The organism is Pantoea sp. ANP04, from assembly GCF_041982285.1.
GTDB lineage: Bacteria > Pseudomonadota > Gammaproteobacteria > Enterobacterales > Enterobacteriaceae > Pantoea > Pantoea eucalypti.
On record NZ_JAUTYS010000018.1, the window covers coordinates 1 to 25,420 of the forward strand.

Below are 25,420 nucleotides of genomic sequence, written 5' to 3' on the forward strand. Positions count from 1 at the left end.
ATTTTTTTACGTCCGGAGACGCTGATATCAATCCTGCGAGTGCCCACACAGATTGTCTGATAAATTGTTAAAGAGCATGCCGCGATTTACTGCGGCGCGGGCTGCGTATATTACGCTTTCCGCATTGTCAGTCAAGCATTTATTTTCGCTTAACTCACTGGTTCGTATGATTTCGAACCTACTCAACCCGGCGCTTCGTAAGCCGTTGTGCCGTGTCAGTGGAGGCGCATTATAGGGAGTTCTCGGAGGCTGACAAGTGCTAATTTCAAATAAAATTTCGAGTGCTTCTTTTTTCAGCGAAAAGCCGCTAAAGCGCCAGTTTTTCAAGCAACGGGAAGCCATAACGCTGTAAAACCGGTGATAATTGTACCGCTTCACCATCCAGCTCCGTGCAGAATGCGACGTTCTGTTGCGAAGAATTTACTTCAGGCGCTTCATGTTCCAGTAGCCAGGCTGTTCGTCGGGCAATTGCCGCACCGGAATCAATCAGACGCGTCCCTTCAGGTAACACCTGCTGCAGCTCTTCGCGCAGTAAAGGGAAGTGCGTACAGCCTAAAACCACCGTGTCCGGTGGTTCAGCCATCCGCAGCCACGGCTGAACAATACGGCGCACCTCATCCAGTGCAACCTCAGCACCGTGTAGCTTAGCTTCTGCCAGTTCCACCAGCTCCGCCGATCCCAGCATTTCGATGTTGCAGGACCCGGCGAATTGCGCCACCAGCTCGTGAGTATAAGGACGGCGTACTGTAGCCCGCGTCGCCAGCAACCCGACCACACCATTTCGCGTCAGGCGCGCGGCAGGTTTGATCGCCGGAACCACACCCACGACAGGAAACGCAAAGCGTTCACGTAAAGCAGGCAATGAAACCGTGCTGGCTGTATTGCAGGCGATGATGACTAATGAGAGAGGATAACGCTGTGTAATGGCCTCAACGATAGCGACCACCCGTTCCACGATGAAGGTTTCGCTTTTCTCGCCGTAAGGGAATCCAGCGTTATCGAAGGCGTAGAGATAATGAAGATCCGGCAACAGCTGACGGACCTCATCATAGACAGAAAGCCCACCGACGCCGGAATCAAACACCAGCACGGTGGGACGCAAATCAGAAGTTGTAGCTGCCGCTGAGGTAATACTCTCGTCCTGGAGTCTGATAGCCATACACTGTCTCGTAATCTTTATCGAACAGGTTGGCAATTCTACCACGAACCGTGAGTTGTGAAGTGACAGGATATGAGACGGCGAGATCCCACAGGCTGACACCGCCTAATTTCACACGACGGCTGGGCGTGCTGTTGAAGTCGGTATCATAACGGTCGCCCAGATAGTGATAAGTCACGGACCAGTCAAACTCATGCAGTGTCCAGTCAAGCTGATACTTGACCTGCTGCTTAGCCCGGCGAACGAGCGGTTGATCGGTGTTGCCATCCCGCGCATCGACATAATCATATGAGAGCTGATGCGTCAGCGGCCCGGTATCGAATCCAGCGGTGGCTTCAACGCCTTTAATACGTGCCTTCTCAATGTTGTAGTAGCGGAAGGTCTGCGGATCGCCTTCAATCAGGTCATCAATGTCGTTGCGATAGCCCGACACGCGCCAGTTCACCGGCCCGGTCAGCCCCTCAAAGCCGCCTTCCCACTGCTTACTTTTTTCAGGATCGAGGTCGCGGTTGCCATAAAATGGGCTGTATACCTGCGACAGATTAGGCGCTTTGAAAGCAGTACCATACGAAGCGAACGCGCGGTACCCGGAAATAAACTCCCATGACGCCGCCGTCTGCCAGGTGTTATGCCAGCCGAACTGATTGTTATCGTCACCACGTACCGCACCCTCAAGAGTGACGCTGCCAAACTGTTGCTGCCCGGTCACGTAGAGGCCGGTATTACGCTGTTCATAGCCATCTGATAAATAGTTCGTGCCCGGTTCCGTTGTCTCTTTCTGCCAGTCCACACCCGCACTGACGGCGCCCTGCCCCACCTGCACAGTATTGCCCCACTGCAGATTGTACTGAGTGACATCATCAAAGGTGGATGCAGCGCCGTAGCGGCCATTGCGCGGATCGTAGTTAATGTCTTTGGTATGGCCATAACTGGCAATAAGCTGGGTGGAGTAGACGTCGCGGTTGAAGCGTAACCCGGTGTCCCAGGTCTGGCTGTAGAGCTGACGGGTATCCGCCAGGCCGATGATATTCGTGAAGCTGTCATCATACGTGTAAGACCCGTCATAGGCAGTGCGGTTATCAAAGCCATAGCCGCGCACAAAACCACTGAGTTCATCGCTGAACTGATGCTCAAGGTTGCCATACAGGGTTTTGCTCATGAAGCCGTCGCGATCGTGCTGCGCCGGGCCATAGTCATTGGGATAGCCCGCCACAACGTCATACCCTTTGGTGTAGGTATAGTTGCCTGCCAGGGTAAGCTTTGTCGCGTCGCCCAGCATCTGCTGAGTTGAGCCGTCATACGATTGATAGCCGTTGGATCCCATGCCCGCCGTCAGCGTCGTGCCCGGTTGCGATCGGCCCGTAATAATATTCACCACGCCGCCAATGGCATCAGAACCGTAAACCGCGGAACGTGCGCCGCGAATATATTCGATGCGTTGCACCAGCGACAGGGGGATCTGGCTGAGGTCGGACGAACCGGTAATACCCGCCTGATTAAGCCGGATACCATCAATCAGGATCAGCACATGTCTGGACTCAGTACCCCGAATAAACAGCGAACTCTGCTGCCCTAGCCCGCCGCTTTGCGCGACATCGACACCCGGCAGACGGCGCATCACATCTGTCAGACTTTTGGCCTGCCAGCGATCAATCTCATCACGCGTGACGACGGTTGTCGGCGCCAGCACCCCGGAAACAGGTTCGGCAAAACGGTTGGCAGTAACGATTTGCGTATCATCATTCCCCTGCGCAAAACCGTTTTGCGCCCAGAGAGAAATCGCCGTTGCGCTCAGAGCGAACAGCGATACAGTTTTTTTTGTCATTTTAATCGCATCCATAAGACGAAGCAGGATGCCGCAGGCCGACAATCAATAGAACGCGATGATTGTACGAGTAGCGACGTTACACCGGCAGGTCTTCGGGCTGGGAACCATAAATGATGATGACTTCCCATCCCGGAGGACAGTGTCTGCAATTGCACTCATCACGACATTCCTTACCGCTGCGCGTCAGCTCCAGATTCACACTGGATTCCCTATTAACTCGGGCTTGAGGCCGGCGTCTGCAGTCTACGGAGTGGAGATACGGAAGTCCAGACTGCTAAATATCTTATCGCTGTGGGACTGGACATCAGCAAGTGAATGCCTACAATCGCCCGCTGGTAAGCTATTAATCAGGATTACTCATGACACCCGAACATCTCCCCATGGAAGACTATGACGCACAGCTGGCGGAAAAAGTCAGTCGTTTAGAGACGATGATGACGCCGTTTGCTGCGCCCGACGTGGAGGTGTTCCGTTCGCCGGTCAGCCACTATCGGATGCGCGCCGAATTCCGCCTGTGGCACGACGGTGATGATATCTATCACATCATCTTTGATCAGCAGACGCGCGAGCGGATCCGGGTCGATCAGTTCCCGGCAGCCAGCCAGCTGATCAATCAGCTGATGCCAAAGATGATCGCCGCGATCCGTGATAACCGCACCCTGCGTCACAAGCTGTTCCAGATCGACTATCTGTCAACCATGAGCAATCAGATTGTGATTTCACTGCTCTATCATCGCAAGCTGGATGATGAGTGGCAGCAGGCCGCCGCCGCGCTGCGTGATCAACTGCGTGCGGAAGGTCTGGATGTGCAGTTAATTGGCCGTGCGACCAAAACCAAAATCTGTCTGGATCGCGACTATGTGGATGAGTGTCTGCCGGTTGCAGGTCGCGAGATTATCTATCGTCAGGTCGAGAACAGTTTTACCCAGCCTAACGCGGCAATGAATATTCAGATGCTGGAGTGGGCGCTGGATGTGACGCAGGATTCACAGGGTGACCTGCTGGAACTGTACTGCGGTAACGGCAACTTCTCGCTGGCGCTGGCGCGCAATTTCCGCCGCGTTCTGGCAACGGAAATCGCCAAGCCTTCTGTTGCGTCGGCGCAATACAACATTGCCGTGAACCAGATTGATAACGTGCAGATCATTCGCATGGCGGCGGAGGAGTTTACTCAGGCGATGAATGGCGTGCGCAGCTTTAATCGTCTGGAAGGGATTGATCTGACCAGCTACGAATGCGAGACGATTTTTGTCGATCCGCCACGTAGCGGCCTGGATGAAGAGACGGTGAAAATGGTGCAGGCGTATCCGCGCATCCTTTATATCTCCTGCAACCCACAAACCCTGAGCGACAATCTGCAAACGTTGTCAGAAACGCACGACGTGACGCGGCTGGCGCTGTTTGATCAGTTTCCCTACACCCACCACATGGAATGCGGTGTGCTGCTGACGCGTAAAGCGTAAACAAAAACGGGAACCCTGAGGTTCCCGTTTTTTTTCCCTGCCGATATCCCTACTGATTACGCTTGCGCTTAAACCGCGTCGCAATCCAGAACACCAGCGCGACCATCAGAACGGTGGGAACGAAATTAGAGCCAATGTCCGGGTATTCTGCCCGCACCAGCGCGCTATAAACCAGAATCCCCAGCAGGAAAAACGCCGCCGCCAGACCTGGCATGCCGTCCGGCATGTTGGTGTTGAGATACCGCTGATGCAGACACCAGGCCGCCAGACCCAGCGCAATCAGCGGAAAAATCGAAAAGGGAACAAAGGCGCTGAACAGCACAGAAAACGAACCGTTAATCGCTAAGCCGGTAATAAAAGCCAGTGCCAGAGTGCTTTTATCGCGGGTACCTGGGTGGGTCATGAACTGATCCTTACTCATTGCTCTTCGGGTTTTTCCAGGGTGACCGCCAGTCGTTCCTGCTCACGGCGGTACCAGTAATAAGCGCCTTTGGCGATCATCCGCAGCTGTAACACCAGCCGATCCTCAAGCTTACGTCGCTGCTCAGCATCAACGTCCAGTGCTTCTGCACCGGCGCTGAAGACAATGGTCACCATCGCTTCAGCCTGCGCTTCGGTAAAACTGCGCGGCATGCGATTTTCGACCTCAAGATAGTCAGCCAGTTCAGCGATAAAGTGCTGAATTTCACGCGCCACGGCGGCACGGAAAGCAGCAGAGGTGCCGGAACGTTCACGCAGTAACAGGCGGAAAGCGTTGGGGTTGTTACCGATGAACTCCATAAAGGTCGACACCGACGTTTTAATGATGCTGCCGCCTTTGGCGATACGCTGCCGTGCCTGACGCATCAGCTGTCGCAGCATCAGCCCACTTTCGTCCACCATCGTCAGGCCAAGCTCATCAACATCCTTGAAATGACGATAAAAGGAGGTGGGTGCAATCCCCGCTTCACGGGCAACTTCCCGCAAACTCAAACTGGCAAAACTGCGTTCGGCGCTGAGCTGACTGAACGCTGCTTCAATCAGTGTACGTCGTGTACGTTCTTTTTGTTGCGCTCTGACGCCCATTCTCTCTGCCTTTAGCGGTGTTGAGCGGGCACTATAGCAAAATTTTCAGCGTACAGATTGGCATTCTTTGTCACTGCCTGTGAACCTCACACTTTGTCAAAATGTGATGAAAATCGCTGATAGAATTCAGAAGTGCGCGACGAGATGTTAGAATCTCGTTGTAAAAATGTATAAATAATAGGACGTATCGGTATGCAAAAGTCTTACGATTACGATGCCATTGTGATTGGCTCAGGGCCCGGCGGTGAAGGGGCGGCGATGGGGCTGGTAAAACAGGGAGCGCGCATCGCCGTGGTCGAACGCTACCACAACATCGGCGGCGGCTGTACGCACTGGGGAACCATCCCTTCTAAAGCCCTTCGCCACGCCGTCAGTCGCATTATCGAATTCAACCAAAACCCGCTCTACAGCGATCATACCCGACTGCTTCGCTCCTCTTTCGCCGACATTCTTAATCACACTGAAAGCGTGATCAGCCAGCAGACAGCCATGCGCCAGGGCTTCTACGAGCGTAACCGCTGTGAGCTTTATCAGGGCGATGCCCATTTTGTTGATGCCAATACGATTGAGATTGAACAACCTGATGGCACGCGTGAGACGCTGACGGCAGAGAAGTTTGTTATCGCCTGTGGTTCACGGCCTTACCATCCTGATAATGTCGACTTTACGCATCCCCGCGTCTACGACTCCGACTCTATCCTTAATCTGCACCACGAACCGGGTCACGTCATTATTTACGGCGCTGGCGTCATCGGCTGTGAATATGCATCGATTTTCCGTGGTCTCAACGTCAAAGTTGACCTGATTAATACCCGCGATCGCCTGCTGGCGTTTCTCGATCAGGAGATGTCGGATTCTCTCTCATACCACTTCTGGAATAGCGGCGTAGTGATTCGTCACAATGAAGAGTTTGAGAAGATCGAAGGCGTGGAAGATGGCGTCATCATGCATCTGAAGTCGGGCAAGAAAGTGAAAGCGGATTGCCTGCTGTACGCCAACGGCCGTACCGGTAACACCGATTCCCTTTCGCTGGAAAACGTCGGTCTGGAAGCCGATGGGCGTGGCCTGCTGAAAGTGAACAGCATGTATCAGACAGCGCAGCCGCACATTTATGCCGTCGGTGACGTGATTGGCTATCCAAGCCTGGCCTCAGCCGCCTACGATCAGGGCCGTATTGCCGCACAGGCGATTATCAAAGGGGAAGCGTCAGCACACCTGATTGAAGATATCCCAACCGGTATCTACACCATTCCGGAAATCAGCTCCGTGGGTAAAACCGAGCAGCAGCTGACGGCAATGAAGGTGCCTTACGAAGTGGGCCGCGCGCAGTTTAAACATCTGGCACGCGCGCAGATTGTGGGCATGAACGTTGGCAGTCTGAAGATTCTGTTCCATCGGGAAACCAAAGAGATTCTGGGGATCCACTGCTTTGGCGAGCGTGCCGCTGAGATCATTCACATCGGTCAGGCGATCATGGAGCAAAAAAATGGTGGCAACACGATTGAGTACTTCGTGAATACCACCTTTAACTATCCGACGATGGCCGAAGCCTACCGCGTTGCGGCGTTAAACGGCTTAAACCGCCTGTTTTAACGCAGCGTCGAAATAGTGTGCCATGTGGGTTTTAATTGCCTCTGCCAGCTGTTCATAACGGCTGCGCAGAGGTGAACCCGGACGATAGACCAGCGCGATCGTGCGCTGTGGCACCGGTTTGTAGCAGGTGAGATAGCAGACACCGTCGCGAATACGCTCTGGTGGAACTGCCAGCGCCGGTAACAGCGTAATGCCACTGCCTGCCGCCACCATATTGCGCAGTGTCTCAAGACTGGTCGCCCGGAAATGGGTATCTTCATCGGCACCCGCCTCAAAGCAGAATCCCATCGCCTGGTCACGCAGACAGTGTCCATCTTCCAGCATCAGCAATTTCTCGCCGGCCAGATCGGACATTGGCACACGATCGCGATCGCACCACGGATGATCGGCATAGACAGCCAGCTTCATTGGCTCATCAAACAGCGGCACTTCGATAAAGGCCTGACTCTCTTTGACCAGCGCAACAATCGCACAGTCGAGCTTGCCACTGTCGAGCTGTGACAGCAGCTGTTGCGTCTGCGCTTCGTGCAGATACATCTCCAGTTTCGGGAAGGTCTGGTGCAGCGTCGGGATAATCTGTGGCAGTAAATACGGCGCGGTGGTCGGGATGAGGCCGATATGCAGCGGACCTGACATCGCTTCCCCTTGCTGACTGGCCATCTCTTTCAGCACTTTCACTTCACGCAGCACCGTACGCGCCTGATCCACCAGCAGTAAACCTGCCTGCGTGAACAGCACTTTACGGCTGGTGCGCTCCAGCAGCATCACACCCAGCTCATCTTCCAGCTTACGGATCTGCCCGCTTAACGTGGGCTGACTGACATGACATGCATCCGCCGCACGGCGGAAATGACGGTGTTCAGCAAGCGAAACCAGATATTCAAGATCACGAATATTCATTATTACCCTCCAAACCACGATAGCCCGTGGCGATAGATAGAATAGCAATGAACGATTGGCCCTATCAAGGGTGGTTGGGAATAATGCGCGCAACAAAAAACTCAGGAGTCTGTCTTCATCTCTATAAAGCCAGCTGCGGCTTCTGTGCGCAGGCCATACAGAGGCTGAGTGAGCATGTCATTGAGTACGAAAATTGTGATGGGACAGGATTCGACAACCGTCAGTTCAGGAGCCGTTTCAGGCCGGGCGACGGTACTGCAGGTATTCATGGGCGGTCGTCATGCTGGCGGCAGTGAAGATCTGCGTCAATACTTGCTGTCAGCGTAAGAGAGTCTGAGCGTCGGCCGGGAGAGCGGGCGCTTTGATGATGTGCCTATAAAAAATAGTAGTTCTGAAGCTAGAGGTTGGCGGGCATTTTAATGTGCCCGCTTTTTTTTACCTGCTGATCACGCCAGACGCTGTTTAGCGTCACCGATAGCGCGGGCAACCTGCTGCGGAGAAACACCGCCCTGCGCATTACGCTTATCCAGACACGATTGCAGCGCCAGAATCGGATAGACATCCTCGCCAATCACCGCGCTGAACTGCTGAAGTTGTGCCAGCGACAGCGCTTCAAGTGCTACGCCCTGCCCGATAGCCGCCACGACAACTTCGCCAACGATATGGTGTGCTTCACGGAACGGCACGCCTTTGGCGACCAGATAGTCGGCCAGCTCAGTAGAGTTTGCGTAGCCCTGTTCAGCGGCTTCCTGGCAACGCGGACGTTTAACCTGCAGGCCATCCAGCACCAGCACTGACATATGCAGACAGTCGAGCCAGGTATCCAGCGCGTCAAACAGCCCTTCTTTGTCTTCCTGCATATCTTTGTTGTAGGCCAGCGGCAGACCTTTTAGCGTCATCATCATGCCGGTCAGTGCACCCTGCACACGACCACATTTGCCGCGAATCAGCTCCAGCGCATCCGGATTTTTCTTCTGCGGCATCAGTGATGAGCCTGAGGTCACTTTATCTGACAGCTCAATAAAGCCTGCTTCGCCGGTGTTGAAGAAAATCATATCTTCCGCAAAGCGCGACAGATGCACCATGCCAATGGCCGCGTCAGAGAGCAGTTCCAGCACGTGATCGCGGTCTGATACGGTATCCAGACTGTTACGTGTGGCGGAAGCGAAGCCCAGCCAGCCTGCCAGCTGCTGACGATCAATCTCGTAAGCGGTACCGGCCAGTGCGCCACAGCCCAGCGGGCTGACATCAAGACGCTTCAGGGTATCCTGCAGACGGCTCTCGTCACGCGCCAGCATTTCAACGTAGGCCAGACACCAGTGCGCAAACGTCACCGGCTGCGCACGCTGCAAGTGGGTGTAGCCTGGCATCACTGCATCCTGATTGGCTTCAGCGGTAACCACTAACGCCTGCTGCAGCTCACGTGTGGCGCCCAGCAGGGCTTCGATCTGTACCTTGCACCACAGTTTCAGATCGGTCGCGACCTGATCGTTGCGGCTACGGCCGGTGTGCAGCTTTTTGCCCAGCGAGCCGACTTTGTCGATCAGCTTACCTTCAACCCAGCTGTGAATATCTTCGGCATCGCTCTGCAGAATCTGTTCAGGATTTTCACGCACTTCATTCAATAGCGAATTCAGGGCCGCTTCAAGTTGCTGCTGCTCATCCTGAGTCAGCACATTGACCGTCACCAGCGCTTTGGACCAGGCAACAGAGCCAATGATGTCCTGCTCTGCCAGGCGGTAATCGAAGCGCAGCGAGTCATTGAACTGTTTAAAACGTTGATCCGCTGCCTGAGTAAACCGTCCACCCCAAAGTGCCATGTGAAAACTCCTCTGAATCGTTAAACAAGAGGCGGCATAAATGCCGCCCCTGAATCAAAACTGTGAGGCGAGGCGCACCCCGCCTGAAAAATTACTTCTTCTGCTCGTTCAGGGCGCGGATACGCGAAGAGAGCGAGAACAGACGGATAAAGCCGCCCGCGTGACGGTGATCGTAAACTTCATCTTCACCGAAGGTAGCGAACTCTTCCGAGTAGAGGCTGTTCGCAGAACGCTTCTGAGTGGCTGTCGCCTGGCCTTTGTAGAGCTGCAGCACCACTTCACCGTTAACTTCTTCCGCCAGCGATTCGGCAGCAGCCTGAATCGACTTACGCAGCGGAGCGAACCAGCGACCATCATAAACGACGTAAGACATCTCGTGGCCCAGCTGCTCACGCCATTTGAAGCTATCGCGATCCAGGACCAGCTGCTCAACCGCACGCAGCGCATTCACCATGATGGTGCCGCCAGGGGTTTCGTAGCAGCCGCGGGATTTAATGCCTACCAGACGGTTTTCAACGATATCGATACGGCCGACGCCATGTTTTGCGCCCAGCACGTTCAGTTTTTCCAGACACTGGAACGGACTCAGTTTTTCGCCGTTAACCGCCACAACACGACCTTTCTCAACGGTTACAGTCACGTCTTCAGGCTGGTCAGGCGCTTCCAGCGGATCGACAGTCCAGACCCAGCAATCTTTATTTGGTGCATTGGCCGGGCTTTCCAGCACGCCGCCTTCGGTGGAGATATGCCAGGCGTTTTCGTCACGGCTGTAGATTTTTTCCAGCGAAGCGGTGGTCGGAATGTTGCGCTCTTTCAGATAGTCCAGCAGTGCTTCACGTGAACGCAGGTTCCATTCACGCCACGGTGCCACGACTTTCAGCTGTGGTGCCAGCGCGGTGTAGGTGGTTTCGAAACGCACCTGGTCATTGCCTTTACCGGTTGCACCATGACACAGCGCATCCGCGCCTACTTTCAGTGCCAGCTCAACCTGCGCTTTTGCGATGATAGGACGCGCCATAGAGGTGCCCAGCAGATAGGTTCCTTCATACAGAGCACCGGTCTGCAGTACCGGATAAACGTAGTCGCTGATGAACTCTTCACGCAGGTCAACCACGTGACATTCAGAGGCGCCAGACTGCAGGGCTTTCTTCTCAACACCTTCCAGATCGCCGCGCTCCTGACCAATATCCGCTACAAATGCGACCACTTCACAGCCGCCGTAGTTCTCTTTCAGCCATGGAATGATGGCCGAAGTATCAAGACCACCGGAGTAAGCCAGAACGATTTTTTTGATGTTTTGCGTTTGCATTTCGTAATCCTTGAATCAGAGTCGTTAAGCGAGAATCCGGGTGCCAATCGACACGCCGTTAAAAAGATCAGTCAGCCGCTCAGCGTGACGCCAGCTGGCAATATCGACCGGGCGACCCAGTGTACGCGCCGCATCAAGTGCCGCGTGGACTTTAACAATCATGCCATCGGTAATAATGCCCTGGGAAATCAGCTGCTCAGCTTTGTCGGCGGTCATCTCTTCGATGCGCTGACCTTTGCCGTCGAGAATACCACTGACGTCGGACAACAGAACCAGATCGGCACCCAGCGTCGAGGCCAGCGCGGTTGCCGCCTGGTCAGCGTTGACGTTCATCAGGTCGCCGCTGTCAGTAATACCAATTGAGCTCACCACCGGCATGTAACCCGCCGCCAGCAGCGTGTTCAGCAAGGCCGGATTACCCGGCGTTGCGTGGCCAACATGGCCAAGTTCGTCATCAAACGGAGCGACATTCACAATGCCCGCATCGCCCAGGCAGAGGCCGACCGCGTTGATGCCCGATTTTTTTGCCCAGGCCAGCAGCGTTTTGTTTGCGGTTCCCGCCAGTGCACCAGTAATGATGTCGATCTGATCGGGTGGGGTGACGCGCAGGCCATTTTTCTTCATGACTGGCAGCGCCAGCTTTTTCATCAGTTCATCGACCAGGCAACCGCCGCCGTGGACAATGAGCAGCGGACGCTGATGGGCGCTGCGATATTTCAGCAGCGCTTCAAACAAACGGGCCAGCGCTTCTTCGCTGTCTAACAGCACACCGCCCAGCTTAATAATCAATGGATTGGTCATGGTAAAGTTGTCCGTTAAATCAGTGACTGCGTTTCAGGGAAGCCGAACCGGATGTTCAGGCACTGTACCGCCTGCGATGCCGCGCCTTTCAGCAGATTATCTTCGGCGGCGACGACAATCAGATGTTCGCCCTGTACTTCAAAACCGATATCACAGTAAGGCAGGCCCACAACGGCTTTCAGCGCTGGCACGCCCTTATCATAGAGCCGCACCAGTGGCTTATTGTCATAGGCGCGATGGAAAACAGCGGCGATATCTTCGCGGCTGACACCCGCTTTCAGACGGCAGGTAATCGTTGCCAGAATACCGCGCGGGAAACTGCCCAGATGCGGCGTAAAGATCACGGGTGTACCGAGGTGCGCAACAATTTCCGGGTGGTGACGATGGTTAAACAGGCCATAAGGATGAAGACTTACTTCGCAGAAACTGGTGCCGACATTGGCTTTACGTCCGGCACCGCTCACGCCACTGGTGGCGTTAATGACTGGCCACTGCGCATCGTTCAACAGTCCGGCATCCACCAGGGGTTTCAGTGCCAGTTGCGCAGCGGTCGGGTAGCAACCCGGTACCGCTACCAGCTGCGCCTGCTGAATTTTCTCATGCTGATATTCCGCCAGGCCGTACACGGCTTTGTCCAGCCAGTCACCATGCTGATGGGTAAAGCCATAGAAACGGGTATAAAAATCAGCGTCATTAACGCGGAACGCGCCTGACAGGTCGAACACGACACAACCGGCCTTAAGGAATTCCGGCGCCAGATCGTGGCTGACTTCATGCGCCGTCGCCAGGAACACCACATCCACTTTGTCTGCCCACTCAGCTGCGCTGCTCAGCGGCTGTAGCGGTAAATCCACTACGCCTTTCAGCTGTGGATGGAGGTCAGAGAGGCGCTTGCCAGCATCAGGGCTTTGCGCAGAAACCGCCAAAGCGGTTATGTTGATATGTGGATGGCGATTCAGGAAGGTGGCAAGCTCTACACCGGCATAACCACTGGCACCAACGATCAGCGTATTCAACATCAGGCTGTAACCCTTTTTACAGTCGCACGTTCCGGGTCGCGGCCTTGCCCCGTTACCCACCCTGTCATCTGCAGTGATTTATGGTTCCCTTGCAGAGGACGTTAATGTATTTTTATTCACTATTACTGCATGAATATGGATACATCCTAACCCAAGGACCGCCAACAGTGAAGACAAAATTACCGCCTTTTATTGAACTGTACCGCCAGTTGATCGCCACGCCGTCGATCAGCGCAACCGATGCCGCACTGGATCAGAGTAATGAAACTTTAATCAATTTGCTGGCCGGCTGGTTCCGCGACCTTGGCTTCAGCGTTGAAGTGCAGCCGGTGCCCGGCACCCGCAATAAATTTAATATGCTGGCGCGAACCGGCACCGGTGCGGGCGGCCTGCTGTTAGCCGGTCATACGGATACCGTTCCCTTTGATGATGGCCGCTGGACGCGCGATCCCTTTACTCTGACTGAGCATGACAACAAGCTCTACGGCCTGGGCACAGCAGACATGAAAGGCTTCTTCGCCTTTATTCTCGACACGCTGCGCGATGTGGATGTCAGCACGCTGAGCAAACCGCTCTATATCCTCGCCACGGCCGATGAAGAGACCACCATGGCTGGCGCCAAATATTTCTCTGAATCGACGCAGCTGCGTCCCGACTGTGCCATCATCGGTGAACCGACTTCGCTTAAACCGGTGCGCGCGCACAAAGGCCATCTGTCGAATGTGATTCGCATCGAGGGGAAATCGGGCCATTCCAGCGATCCGGCACGCGGTGTCAACGCCATTGAACTGATGCATGAGTCGATCACTCATCTGATGCAACTGCGCACGACGCTGCAGGAGCGTTATCACCATGACGGCTTCGCTATCCCTTATCCGACCATGAATTTCGGCCATATTCATGGCGGAGACGCCGCGAACCGTATCTGCGCCTGCTGTGAACTGCATATGGATATTCGTCCGTTGCCGGGCCTGTCGCTGAGCGATCTGGATGGGTTGCTGAACGAGGCGCTGGCACCGGTGAGTGCACGCTGGCCGGGCCGGGTCACCGTGGCCGAACTGCATCCGCCGATTCCGGGCTATGAGTGTCCGGTAAATCATGAACTGGTGAGTGTGGTTGAGAAATTACTGGGTACGCCAACCGAGGTGGTGAATTACTGTACCGAGGCGCCGTTTATTCAAACACTCTGCCCAACACTGGTCCTGGGCCCGGGCTCAATCAATCAGGCGCATCAGCCCGACGAATTTATTGATACGGCATTTATTAAGCCGACACGGGCGCTAATCAGTCAGGTTGTGCAGCATTTTTGTCACTGATTGACAGCAAATGGGGCATTTCACTGTATTAACAGCAAAATGCCCCCGCAATCTGCGGGATTTAACAATAAGAATAACTTATCCCGCTTCTTTCTCTATAAATTCTACGAATTTCCGTTAGTTAGCCACATCTTCAGTGCACTTTAACGCATTTGACGAACGCAGCATTACGTGGCTAGATAAAAGACGATGTTATGCCCACCGGGTGATTATCCAGAACGTTTCAGAATGTGGACAGGCGGCAACGGAGCCGGTTCCCTGTAGATTATCGGGGACACAATGTTGCTGATTTTTCTGCTGCCTGAAAGGTCGGGTGTATGAGTTTTTCAAGACGATAAGGGTGTCAGGGTCCAATGAACGAACAATATTCCGCAATGCGAAGTAATGTCAGTATGCTCGGCAAACTGCTCGGGGATACGATTAAGGATGCACTGGGAGAGAACATCCTCGACCAGGTTGAAACCATCCGTAAGCTCTCCAAGTCATCCCGTGCAGGAAATGACACTCATCGTAAAGAACTGCTCAATACGCTGCAGAACCTCTCCAACGAGGAGCTTCTGCCGGTTGCACGCGCTTTCAGCCAGTTTCTGAACCTCACTAACGTGGCTGAGCAGTATCAGACCATCTCGCAAAGTGGTGAGGGTGAGAACCATCCTGAACTGCTGAAAAAGACCTTTGATACCCTGAAACAGCAGAAAGATATCAGCGAAAGCGACATCCTTGCGGCCATTGAATCACTGTCTCTGGAGCTGGTGCTGACTGCGCACCCGACCGAAATCACCCGTCGTACACTGATTCACAAGCTGGTTGAAGTTAACAGCTGCCTGAAGCAGCTTGATCACAGCGATGTCTCCGACTACGAACGCAACCAGATTATGCGCCGTTTGCGCCAGCTGGTGGCGCAGGCGTGGCACACCGATGAGATCCGTAAATATCGTCCGACCCCAGTAGACGAAGCCAAATGGGGCTTTGCCGTCGTAGAAAACAGCCTGTGGGAAGGCGTTCCTGCTTTCCTGCGTGAGCTGAACGAGCAGGTCGAAGAGGCGTTTGGCATCAGGCTGCCGGTCGATTTCGTGCCGGTTCAGTTCACCTCGTGGATGGGTGGCGACCGCGACGGTAACCCGAACGTCACGGCGTCGATTACCCGCCATGTGATGCAGCTGAGCCGCTGGAAAGCCACTGACCTGTTCCTGCGCGATATCGGCGTGTTGATCTCCGAGCTGTCGATGTCCGAGTGCAGTGAAGAGATCCGCGAACTCAGCGGCGAGCCGGAAGCGCTGGAACCTTACCGTGTGATCCTGAAACGTCTGCGCAGTCAGCTGATGACGACCCAGTCGTTCCTGGAACGCCGCCTGAAAGGCGAACGCCTGCCGCGTCCGGCCGATCTGCTGGTCTCCAACGATCAACTGTGGGACCCGCTGTTTGCCATCTATCAGTCACTGCAACAGTGCGGCATGGGCATTATCGCTAACGGTCAGTTGCTTGATACGCTGCGCCGCGTGAAATGCTTCGGCGTGCCGCTGGTGCGTATCGATCTGCGCCAGGAGAGCACCCGTCACACAGAGGCGATTGCCGAAGTGACCCGTTATCTGGGCCTCGGCGATTATGAAAGCTGGTCTGAAGCGGACAAGCAGGCGTTCCTGATCCGTGAACTGAATTCCAAGCGCCCGCTGCTGCCTCGTACCTGGGAACCCAGCGATGAGACGCGTGAAGTGCTGGAGACGTGTCGTGTCGCGGCGGAAGCCCCGCAGGGTTCTATCGCCGCCTATGTTATTTCGATGGCGAAAACCCCTTCCGACGTGCTGGCCGTGCATCTGCTGCTGAAAGAAGCGGGTATCGGTTATGCCATGCCGGTTGCACCGCTGTTTGAAACGCTTGATGACCTGAATAACGCGAACGACGTGATGAGCCAGCTGCTGAGCATCGACTGGTATCGCGGCTTTATTCAGGGCAAACAGATGGTGATGATTGGCTATTCTGACTCGGCGAAAGATGCCGGTGTCATGGCCGCCAGCTGGGCGCAATATCAGGCACAGGATGCCCTGATTAAAACCTGCGAGAAGGCCGGTATTTCACTGACGCTGTTCCACGGACGCGGCGGCAGCATTGGTCGTGGCGGCGCGCCCGCCCATGCCGCACTGCTGTCACAACCGCCAGGCAGCCTGCGCGGCGGTCTGCGTGTGACTGAACAGGGTGAGATGATCCGCTTTAAATATGGCTTACCGGCCGTGACCATCGCCAGCCTGTCGCTCTACACCGGCGCAATTCTGGAAGCAAACCTGATGCCACCGCCAGAGCCAAAACGCGAATGGCGCGACATTATGGATCAGCTCTCAGCTGACTCCTGTGCGATGTATCGTGGTTATGTGCGTGAAAACGCTGACTTCGTCCCTTATTTCCGTTCGGCGACGCCGGAGCAGGAGTTGGGTAAATTACCGCTGGGATCACGTCCGGCCAAACGCCGGCCTACCGGTGGCGTAGAGTCGCTGCGTGCGATTCCATGGATTTTTGCCTGGACGCAGAACCGTCTGATGCTGCCTGCCTGGCTGGGTGCCGGTGCTGCATTGCAGCAGGCGATGGCAGCCGGTCATCAGGATCAGCTGGAAGCGATGTGTCGCGACTGGCCATTCTTCTCCACCCGTCTGGGGATGCTGGAGATGGTCTTCTCGAAAGCCGACCTGTGGCTGGCGGAATATTACGATCAGCGTCTGGTCGATAAATCACTCTGGCCGCTGGGTAAACAACTGCGCGAACAGCTTGCTGCGGATATCAAAGCGGTACTGACCATCGCCAATGACTCACACCTGATGGCTGACCAGCCGTGGATTGCCGAGTCGATTGCGCTGCGTAACGTCTATACCGATCCGCTCAACGTACTCCAGGCAGAACTGCTACATCGTTCACGTGCGCAGGAAGCCCGTGGTGAGGAGCCGGATGCCCGCGTAGAGCAGGCGCTGATGGTGACGATTGCAGGTGTGGCGGCAGGTATGCGCAATACCGGTTAATCGTGGTCAGGCGCTGACAACGGTCAGCGCTGCCCGCCAGAAAAACAAAAAAGTCGGGACGTTCCCGACTTTTTTATTGGCTGTAACAAGAGGCTTAAGCCGCAGCGGCAGGACGCACGCCTAACGTGTGACAGATGGCGTAACTCATTTCGGCACGGTTCAGCGTGTAAAAATGGAAATCTTTCACCCCTTCGCGTGACAGAATTTTTACCATGTCCATCGCGATATTGGCGCCCACCATTTTGCGCGTTTCCGGATCATCATCCAGACCGGCAAACATCGCGTTCATCCAGCCTGGCACACGCACATTGGTCAGCGTGGCAAAGCGCTGGAGCTGTTTAAAGTTAGAGACCGGCAGAATGCCCGGCACAATTTCCACATCAATACCGGTCGAAACACAGCGATCGCGAAAACGTAAATAGCTTTCAACGTCAAAGAAGAACTGGGTAATTGCCCGGTTTGCGCCGGCATCAATTTTTCGCTTCAGGTTAATCAGATCGGCCTGGGCGCTTTTCGCTTCGGGATGGACTTCAGGATAGGCGGCGACGGAAATATCAAAATCGCCGACCTCTTTCAGCAGCGACACCAGATCGCTGCCGTACATCTCAGGCTTGCCGCTGCCGGGAGGCAGGTCACCGCGCAGCGCCACAATATGGCGAATGCCATTGTTCCAGTAATCCTGAGCAATGGTGCGCAGTTCATCCCGCGTGGCATCAACACAGGTCAGATGGGGTGCAGCCTCCAGCCCGGTTCTATCTTTAATGCCTTTGATAATGCTGTGGGTGCGGTCGCGTTCCCCTGAGTTCGCGCCGTAGGTAACGGAAACGAATTTTGGTTTCAGGCTGCTCAGACGATCGATGGAGCTCCAGAGGGTCTCTTCCATTTGGCTGGTACGCGGCGGGAAGAACTCAAATGAAACATTAATTTGCCCGTTCAGCTCAGCCAGGCTCTGGTTTAGCGCTTCGCGCTGATTGGCATGAAAGAAACTCATCCTGCACCCTCATCGATTAACAATCGGCCTGCGAACATCTACACGTTTAGACGTCCAGATGTTCAAAATGACGTAATCTGCGGATGCCGTCAACTTAAAAATGATCAACAGCCGTGATCAATTTTCAATCAACTTGAAGAAGTTTCAACAGAGGAGAGATAACGCATTGAAAACAGGCGCCGAAGCGCCTGTTAAAGAGAAATTACAGCAACTGTGCGAGGCGATTAATATCTGACTGTATTGCACCTGCGGTAACATCACGGCCTGCACCGGGTCCGCGGATGACCAGCGGATTGTCGCGATACCAGCGACTTTCAATCGCAAAGACGTTGTCGCACGGCAGCAGCGAAGCCAGCGGATGTTCCGGACGCACCGCTTCGACACCGACACGTGCTTTACCGTTGGCATCAAACCGGGCAACGTAACGCAGCACCAGGTCCATCTCCTGCGCGGCTTCCAGACGCTGCAGCATCTGCTCATTCAGCTCTTCACCGTTTTCAAAGAAGTGGTCTACTGAGCCCTGCTGACAGTTGTCTGGCACCAGCGATTCCACCCGTACCTGATCCGGCTCGATGTTGTAGCCTGCTTCACGCGCCAGGATCACCAGCTTACGCATCACATCCTGACCCGAGAGATCGGCGCGCGGATCCGGCTCGGTTAAGCCCTGCTGCCAGGCCTGATCCACCAGCTCGGTAAACGGCACCGTGCCATCAAACTGCAGGAACAGCCAGGACAACGTACCGGAGAAGATCCCGCTGATTGCCAGGATGGTATCGCCGCTGTCGCGCAGGTCGCGTACCGTGTAGTTGATCGGCAGGCCTGCGCCTACGGTGGCGTTATAGAGCCAGTGACGCCCGGTTTTGGTAAAGGCATCACGAATCTGCCGCCAGGTCTGACTGTCTGACGCACCCGCGACCTTATTGGCGCTGATCACGTGAAAGCCGTGGCTGGCAAAGTCGAGATACTGCTGTGCCAGCGGTGTGCTGGCTGTGACATCCAGCACTACCAGGTCATCAAACGGATGCGCGCACATCCACAGGAACAGCGACTCTTCATCGCGTTCCACCGCTTCATCATCAAAGAAGGCGAGTGCCCGACTGGCATCCAGCCCTTCATAGCTCAGCAGACTGCGACGGCTATCCGCGACACCCGCCAGCACAAATTCAAAGCCGGTCCGCGCTGACAGCGTTTCCTGATCGCGGGCAAACAGCTCCAGCCAGCGTGAACCGATATTCCCTTTGCCAAACAGCATCAGGCCGATGCGCTTTTCTGCACGGAACAGCGACTGATGGAGTCCCTGGATCAGATGCTGCGTCGGGCCGACGCGCAGCACCGCGACCACGCTGATGTGCTCTTCTGACTGCCAGATGAACTCAACCGGCTGATCTTTTAACTGCTGCCAGAAGCGATGGGTATGCAGCGGATTGCGGGTAACGCCTGCGCCAACCAGCGCCACCAGCGCAAGGCCATCGCGCAGCTGCAGATGGCCCGGTAAACCGGCATCCTGTAGCAGCGTAAAGGCACTGTTAACCACTTCGGAGGTATAACAGAGCTGCAGCAGTTGACGGTCAGGATGAACGCCAAACGCCAGCGGTCGCAGCTGCGCGCGCTTCAGCAACAGGTCGATCTCTTTGTGAAGGATGGCAAAGTCATGCTGCTCTGGCAGCTGAATCTCAATCAGGCAAACATCGTCATGGCTGGTGACAATGCGCGCGCCTGTTCCGGAGGCCAGCACGCGTTCAATTCGGGTTGAGCCCTGCTCCGGCTGATAACTGCAGCGCAATTGCAAATCGATATCACTGCCGGAAACCGGCTGCAGCGTACGGGTATGCAGCACCGGTGCCGCCAGACGCGCCAGCTCACTGGCCTCATCCAGCCTTAACAGCGGCAGCAGACAGGCATCAGAGACTTTGCGGGGATCGGCGCTATAAACGCCCGCCACATCGCTCCAGATAGTCACACGTCCGACACCTGCCAGCGCACCGATCTGCGTAGCGGAATAGTCGGAGCCGTTACGGCCAAGCAGGACGGTTTCACCGGCATCGTTACGGCTGATAAAGCCGGTGACCACGATGCGCTTATGGGGATGCTGCGCCAGCAAAGTCTGCAGCAGTGGCCAGGATTTACCCTCATCCACCTGTGGCTGAGCGGCACGTTCAGCACGCAAAAACTCACGCGCATCCAGCCAGCAGGCCTGCAGATCACGCTGGCTCAGGACCGCTGACATCAGGCGTGCTGACCAGACTTCACCGTGCCCGACCACTTCGGCATAGACCGCATCGGTAATCGGCGCATCCAGCAGGGCCGCCAGCTTTTCCAGATCGCGAATAAACGCAGTAATTAAAGGTTCGGCGATCTCAGCAGGCAGCAGCGCACCGATCAGTTCGCTCTGGTAGCGACGCAAGGCCTGTTGCACCTGGTGCGCAGAGAGGCGATCGCTCTGGCTCAGCTTCAGCCAGCTAATCAGCTGGTTGGTGGTTGAACCTGCCGCAGAGACCACCATCAGGTCGCCCGGCTGGCTGTAATCCGCCATAATGCTGGCAACGCGCTGATAGCAACGCGCATCGGCCAGACTGCTGCCACCAAACTTATGCAACTGCCTGATAGTCGGCGTTCCCGCGCCTGCTGAAATCGTCATACTTAACCCTCGGCTGCGATCCGGAATGCATTATCCAGATCGGCAATTAAATCTTCGTGATCTTCAATACCAACAGAAACCCGTAGCAGCGTATCGGAAATGCCCGCTGCCGCGCGTGCTTCTGCTGACATACCCGCGTGCGTCATGGTGGCGGTATGGGAGATCAGACTTTCCACGCCACCCAGCGATTCCGCCAGCGTAAAGAGCCGCAACGCTTTCAGGAAGCGGCGCAGCAGTGCCTCATCACCGTCGATTTCAAAACTCAGCATGGCACCAAAGCCGCGCTGCTGACGTACGGCATGTTCGTGTCCGGCGTTTTCCGGCAGCGAAGGATGATACAACTTTTTCACCCGCTTCTGCTGCTTCAGATACTCAACAATCGCGAGTGCGTTGCGTTGTGCGGCCGCAATGCGCGGCGACAGGGTACGAATTCCGCGCAGCAGCAGATAGCTGTCAAATGCCGCGCCGGTTACACCAATATTATTCGCCCACCAGGCCAGGTCGGTTGCCAGTTGCGGATCTTTGGCAATCACTGCGCCCGCTACCACATCGGAGTGGCCATTGAGGTATTTGGTACAGGAATGGATCACCAGATCGGCACCCAACGCCAGAGGGTTCTGCAGCGCCGGACTCATAAAGGTGTTGTCCACCACGCTGATAGCACCTGCTGCGCGGGCAGCGGCGCAAATCGCGCTGATATCCACTACGCGCAGCAGCGGATTGCTGGGGCTTTCAATCAGCACCAGTTTAGGGTTTTCATCCAGTGCCGCCTGCAGCGCCACCGGGTCGCCCTGATCGACAAATTTAACCCGATACGCGCCGCGCTTGCTCAGGCTGTCAAACAGCCGATAGCTGCCGCCATAACAGTCGTGTGGCGCAACCAGCAGATCGCCAGGCTTCAGGAACACCGTCGTCACCAGGTGAATCGCCGACATCCCGGTATTGGTTAATACCGCGCCCGCTCCTCCCTCCAGTTCGGCCAGGGTACGCTGTACGACATCACGCGTGGGGTTGCCACGACGGGAGTAGTCATGCGCACGAGGCTCATTAAAATCCAGGAAGTTGTAGGTCGTAGAGAGGTGGATTGGCGGGACAACGCAGCCATATTGCTCGTCATCATTCAAACCGCTGCGCACTGCGATGGTTGCCGGTTTACGCGTCATGAGCGAATTGTTCCTGAAGAGTGAATAAAATGTAGGCCACAGGATATCACCCTCTAATTAGACGTCAATACATCTGGACATCTAAATGTCTTTGCGTATAGATTGAGCAAAAACGCAATAACCGCTAAAATTATGCGTCATCGCCTGGCGTTCCCCTCTGTGATGCAGAGGCAGTGAGCGAAGAAAACCCGCCATATCAGGGGTCAGGCAGGAAAAAATCAGGCATAATTCGCTGATTTCCTCACATTTAACGTTTATTAATTAAGGTAACCCATGGCTGAATGGAACGGCGAATATATCAGCCCGTACGCTGAGCACGGTAAGAAGAGCGAGCAGGTCAAGAAGATTACAGTATCTATCCCATTGAGCGTGCTGAAGATTTTAACGGATGAGCGTACCCGTCGTCAGGTGAACAACCTGCGTCACGCCACCAACAGTGAGCTGCTTTGCGAAGCCTTTTTGCATGCCTTTACCGGGCAACCGTTGCCAGACGACGTGGACCTGCGTAAAGAACGCAGCGATGAAATTCCTGAAGAAGCGAAAAAGATCATGCGCGATATGGGCATCGATCCCGACACCTGGGAATATTAATTCGTCAGCGCATAAAAAAACCCAGCCGAAGCTGGGTTTTTTCTTGCCGCCGAACCCGCAGGTTCAGGTGCCTTTTAATCTTATTTTTTAGCGCCTGGCACGCTGAAACGCTTGTTAAAGCGGTCAACACGGCCACCAGTTGCCACTTCACGCTGCTTACCGGTATAGAACGGGTGGCATTTGCCACAAACGTCCAGGTTCAGTTCGTGAGTCAGTGTTGAACGGGTGTGGATCTCGTTGCCGCAGGTACATTTGATAGTAACTGCTTCGTATTTCGGGTGAATACCTTGTTTCATGGGAAACCTCATAGAAGGCCGTGTCGCTCTCCGTGCCAGGCTTTGACCTGCACAGCACCACACGCGGTTGAACATTATAGGGTGTACTCCGGCCAGATATTTCTCACCGAAGGCGGCATATTATACAGGTAAGTTTCGATTGCTGCAAATATCTGCTGAGATACCCGCCATCAGGGTCAGCGTGTACACTAGCTTCCCCGATGATGATGCCGGAAAGAGAGAGTTATGCCCGTAGTCCAGGTCGCCCTGCCCGTCCCCTTGCCCCGCCTGTTTGACTATCTGCCGCCACAGGGTGCGCAGCCGGTCATCGGCGGTCGCGTAAGTGTGCCCTTTGGCAATCGCAGGATGATCGGGATTGTGGTCGCCTTTCGTGACAGCAGCGATCTGCCGGAAGCACAACTCAGGCAAGTGATCGAGGTGCTGGATAGTGAGTCACTCTATCCGTCGTCGCTGTGGCGCATCCTTAACTGGGCCGCCAGCTACTATCATTCGCCGCAGGGAGAAGTGCTGAGCCATGCCATTCCAGTGCTGCTGCGCCAGGGCAAAGCGGCGCAGGATAATCCCTTATGGCGCTGGGAAATTACCGAGCAGGGCCGGGCAACGGCACCCGAAAGTTTAAAGCGGGCCCCGAAACAGCAGCAGGCACTGGCAGCACTGCGTCAGCAACCCCTCTATCGTCATCAGGTCAGTGAACATGACCTTACGGAAGCCACGCTGCAGGCTCTGCGGGCCAAAGGGTTGTGCGAACTGCATGAGCATCAGCCGCAGATGCACGACTGGCGTACTACCTATGCTGTGAAAGGCGAGCGTCTGCGACTGAATACGGATCAGGCGATGGCAGTAGGTGCGATTCGGGCAGATGATGAGCATTATGCTGCGTGGCTGCTGGCGGGCATTACCGGTTCCGGCAAAACCGAGGTTTACCTCAGCGTGCTGGAAAATGTGCTGGCACGCGGTAAACAGGCGCTGGTGCTGGTGCCGGAGATTGGCTTAACTCCGCAGACTATCGCCCGCTTTCGCGAACGTTTCGATGCGCCCATCGATGTGCTGCACTCCGCCTTAAATGACAGTGAGCGGCTGGCGGTGTGGTTACGTGCACGGCGCGGTGAAACGGCGATTGTGATTGGCACGCGATCGGCGCTGTTTACGCCGCTGGCCCGTCCTGGCGTCATCATCATTGATGAAGAGCATGACAGCTCTTACAAACAGCAGGAAGGCTGGCGTTATCAGGCGCGCGATCTGGCCGTTTTCCGCGCGCATGAAGAGGATATCCCGATTGTTATGGGATCGGCGACCCCCGCTCTGGAGACGCTGCACAATGTCCGCAGCGGCAAGTATCGCCAGCTCGACCTGACAAAGCGCGCCGGCAATGCCAGACCGGCGCTGCAACAGCTTATCGACTTAAAAGGTGTGCAGCTGATCGGCGGCCTGGCACCGGGCCTGATTGGTAAAATGCGCCAGCATCTGCAGGCCGATAATCAGGTGCTGCTGTTTCTTAACCGCCGCGGCTTTTCGCCCGCCCTGCTCTGTCACGACTGCGGCTGGATTGCCGAATGTACCCGCTGCGATCGCTATTACACGCTGCACCAGCATCATCGCCAGTTACGCTGCCACCATTGCGACAGCCAGCGTCCGCTGCCTAATCAATGCCCGCAGTGTGGTTCAACGCATCTGCTGCCGGTAGGTGTCGGAACCGAACAGCTGGAGCAGCAGCTCGGTACACTCTTCCCTGGCGTGCCGGTGTCACGAATTGACCGTGATACCACCAGCCGCAAAGGGGCGCTGGAGCAGCATCTGGCTGACGTTCATCGCGGCGGCGCACGCATTCTGGTCGGCACCCAGATGCTGGCCAAGGGGCATCATTTCCCGGATGTCACCCTGGTGTCGCTGCTGGATGTTGATGGCGCACTGTTCTCAGCCGATTTTCGCGCGGCAGAACGCTTTGCGCAGCTCTATACTCAGGTCGCCGGTCGTGCTGGCCGCGCTGGCAAGCAGGGCGAGGTGTTATTACAGACGCATCATCCGGAACATCCTCTGCTTCAGACACTGCTGCACCAGGGATATTCGGCATTTGCGCAGCAGGCGCTGCTGGAGCGACAGGCAGTTCACCTGCCGCCCTGGAGCCGCCATGCGCTGTTCCGCGCGGAAGATATGGACAATCAGCAGGCGGCGGAATTTCTGCAACAACTCCGTAACTTGCTGGAGGCGAGCCCGCTCAATGACAAGGCGATGTGGTTTATGGGTCCATTGCCGGCTCTGCAGCCAAAACGCAGCGGACGCTGGCGCTGGCAACTGCTGCTGCAGCATCCTTCCCGACAGCGTTTGCAACAGCTGCTGAGCAGTTCATTGCCGCTGGTTTCCACGCTACCCGCCGCGCGCAAAGTGAAATGGACGCTGGATATTGACCCGACAGAGAGCTGATTTTTTCTGACACTGCGAGCCAGATCGAAAAATGTCGCATAA

General features: G+C 55.4%; 19 protein-coding genes, 1 pseudogene and 1 riboswitch. Of the genes and pseudogenes, 7 read left to right on the plus strand and 13 right to left on the minus strand.

Annotated features, from left to right (window positions below; genetic code table 11):
- Window positions 1–307: 307 nt before the first annotated feature.
- Window positions 308–1,159 (minus strand): glutamate racemase, encoded by an 852-nt coding sequence (gene murI / locus Q7C21_RS20025; protein WP_033762375.1) that lies wholly within the window; start codon window positions 1,157–1,159, stop codon window positions 308–310.
- Window positions 1,104–2,984: a TonB-dependent vitamin B12 receptor BtuB gene (btuB, locus tag Q7C21_RS20030; protein WP_375151055.1), complete on the minus strand. Its 1,881-nt coding sequence runs from the start codon at window positions 2,982–2,984 to the stop codon at window positions 1,104–1,106. The genes murI and btuB overlap by 56 nt, the downstream gene beginning before the upstream one ends.
- 68 nt (window positions 2,985–3,052) lie before the next feature.
- A riboswitch (cobalamin riboswitch) is annotated at window positions 3,053–3,236 on the minus strand.
- Window positions 3,237–3,346: 110 nt separating this feature from the next.
- On the opposite strand from btuB, the gene trmA reads away from it, so the two are divergent.
- On the plus strand, window positions 3,347–4,450 hold the full coding sequence (trmA, locus tag Q7C21_RS20035; RefSeq protein WP_375151056.1) for a tRNA (uridine(54)-C5)-methyltransferase TrmA: 1,104 nt from the start codon (window positions 3,347–3,349) through the stop codon (window positions 4,448–4,450).
- Between the two features lie 49 nt (window positions 4,451–4,499).
- Here trmA and Q7C21_RS20040 read toward each other — a convergent pair whose 3' ends face one another.
- Both Q7C21_RS20040 and fabR read right to left on the minus strand, forming a co-directional pair.
- Entirely contained in the window at window positions 4,500–4,853 is a 354-nt protein-coding gene (locus Q7C21_RS20040; RefSeq protein ID WP_003851197.1) for a YijD family membrane protein, read from the minus strand.
- 14 nt (window positions 4,854–4,867) lie between these two features.
- Complete coding sequence (gene fabR / locus Q7C21_RS20045; RefSeq protein WP_003851200.1) at window positions 4,868–5,515, minus strand: HTH-type transcriptional repressor FabR; 648 nt, start codon at window positions 5,513–5,515, stop codon at window positions 4,868–4,870.
- A gap of 192 nt (window positions 5,516–5,707) precedes the next feature.
- Between fabR and sthA the strand changes: the two genes are divergently transcribed.
- A complete protein-coding gene (sthA, locus tag Q7C21_RS20050; RefSeq protein ID WP_003851201.1) occupies window positions 5,708–7,108 on the plus strand; it encodes a Si-specific NAD(P)(+) transhydrogenase in 1,401 nt (466 codons plus the stop codon).
- Here sthA and oxyR read toward each other — a convergent pair.
- Entirely contained in the window at window positions 7,091–8,008 is a 918-nt protein-coding gene (oxyR, locus tag Q7C21_RS20055) for a DNA-binding transcriptional regulator OxyR (protein ID WP_003851204.1), read from the minus strand. The genes sthA and oxyR overlap by 18 nt on opposite strands.
- A 90-nt stretch (window positions 8,009–8,098) precedes the next feature.
- Here oxyR and Q7C21_RS20060 point away from each other — a divergent pair.
- Window positions 8,099–8,335, plus strand: a pseudogene (locus Q7C21_RS20060) (glutaredoxin domain-containing protein); the annotation flags it as partial.
- Window positions 8,336–8,454: 119 nt separating this feature from the next.
- Here Q7C21_RS20060 and argH read toward each other — a convergent pair.
- From argH to argC, 4 genes are all read right to left on the minus strand, one after another.
- Complete coding sequence (gene argH / locus Q7C21_RS20065; protein WP_003851207.1) at window positions 8,455–9,828, minus strand: argininosuccinate lyase; 1,374 nt, start codon at window positions 9,826–9,828, stop codon at window positions 8,455–8,457.
- 91 nt (window positions 9,829–9,919) lie between these two features.
- Window positions 9,920–11,137 (minus strand): argininosuccinate synthase, encoded by a 1,218-nt coding sequence (locus Q7C21_RS20070; protein WP_003851209.1) that lies wholly within the window; start codon window positions 11,135–11,137, stop codon window positions 9,920–9,922.
- Between the two features lie 24 nt (window positions 11,138–11,161).
- Window positions 11,162–11,938: an acetylglutamate kinase gene (gene argB / locus Q7C21_RS20075; protein ID WP_008926932.1), complete on the minus strand. Its 777-nt coding sequence runs from the start codon at window positions 11,936–11,938 to the stop codon at window positions 11,162–11,164.
- Between the two features lie 14 nt (window positions 11,939–11,952).
- On the minus strand, window positions 11,953–12,957 hold the full coding sequence (argC, locus tag Q7C21_RS20080) for an N-acetyl-gamma-glutamyl-phosphate reductase (protein ID WP_003851214.1): 1,005 nt from the start codon (window positions 12,955–12,957) through the stop codon (window positions 11,953–11,955).
- 167 nt (window positions 12,958–13,124) lie between these two features.
- On the opposite strand from argC, the gene argE reads away from it, so the two are divergent.
- On the plus strand, window positions 13,125–14,273 hold the full coding sequence (argE, locus tag Q7C21_RS20085; protein WP_003851216.1) for an acetylornithine deacetylase: 1,149 nt from the start codon (window positions 13,125–13,127) through the stop codon (window positions 14,271–14,273).
- 353 nt (window positions 14,274–14,626) lie between these two features.
- Window positions 14,627–17,278: a phosphoenolpyruvate carboxylase gene (ppc, locus tag Q7C21_RS20090; RefSeq protein WP_008926935.1), complete on the plus strand. Its 2,652-nt coding sequence runs from the start codon at window positions 14,627–14,629 to the stop codon at window positions 17,276–17,278.
- 94 nt (window positions 17,279–17,372) lie between these two features.
- On the opposite strand, the gene metF is transcribed toward ppc, so the two are convergent.
- From metF to metB, 3 genes are all read right to left on the minus strand, one after another.
- Window positions 17,373–18,269 carry a methylenetetrahydrofolate reductase gene (metF, locus tag Q7C21_RS20095; RefSeq protein ID WP_140916493.1) on the minus strand — a complete coding sequence of 299 codons (897 nt, stop codon included), beginning with the start codon at window positions 18,267–18,269 and terminating at the stop codon, window positions 17,373–17,375.
- Between the two features lie 202 nt (window positions 18,270–18,471).
- Complete coding sequence (locus tag Q7C21_RS20100; RefSeq protein ID WP_003851221.1) at window positions 18,472–20,907, minus strand: bifunctional aspartate kinase/homoserine dehydrogenase II; 2,436 nt, start codon at window positions 20,905–20,907, stop codon at window positions 18,472–18,474.
- 2 nt (window positions 20,908–20,909) lie between these two features.
- Window positions 20,910–22,070, minus strand: a complete 1,161-nt coding sequence (metB, locus tag Q7C21_RS20105; protein ID WP_003851223.1) for a cystathionine gamma-synthase — start codon at window positions 22,068–22,070, stop codon at window positions 20,910–20,912.
- Between the two features lie 273 nt (window positions 22,071–22,343).
- Between metB and metJ the strand changes: the two genes are divergently transcribed.
- Window positions 22,344–22,661 carry a met regulon transcriptional regulator MetJ gene (metJ, locus tag Q7C21_RS20110; RefSeq protein WP_003851225.1) on the plus strand — a complete coding sequence of 106 codons (318 nt, stop codon included), beginning with the start codon at window positions 22,344–22,346 and terminating at the stop codon, window positions 22,659–22,661.
- Between the two features lie 80 nt (window positions 22,662–22,741).
- Here the strand turns inward: metJ and rpmE are convergent, their stop codons facing one another.
- Window positions 22,742–22,957 carry a 50S ribosomal protein L31 gene (rpmE, locus tag Q7C21_RS20115; RefSeq protein WP_003851227.1) on the minus strand — a complete coding sequence of 72 codons (216 nt, stop codon included), beginning with the start codon at window positions 22,955–22,957 and terminating at the stop codon, window positions 22,742–22,744.
- Between the two features lie 225 nt (window positions 22,958–23,182).
- On the opposite strand from rpmE, the gene priA reads away from it, so the two are divergent.
- The gene (priA, locus tag Q7C21_RS20120) at window positions 23,183–25,378 is read left to right on the plus strand and encodes a primosomal protein N' (RefSeq protein WP_182630283.1); all 2,196 of its coding nucleotides are present in this window, start codon (window positions 23,183–23,185) and stop codon (window positions 25,376–25,378) included.
- The last annotated feature ends 42 nt before the right edge of the window (window positions 25,379–25,420 follow it).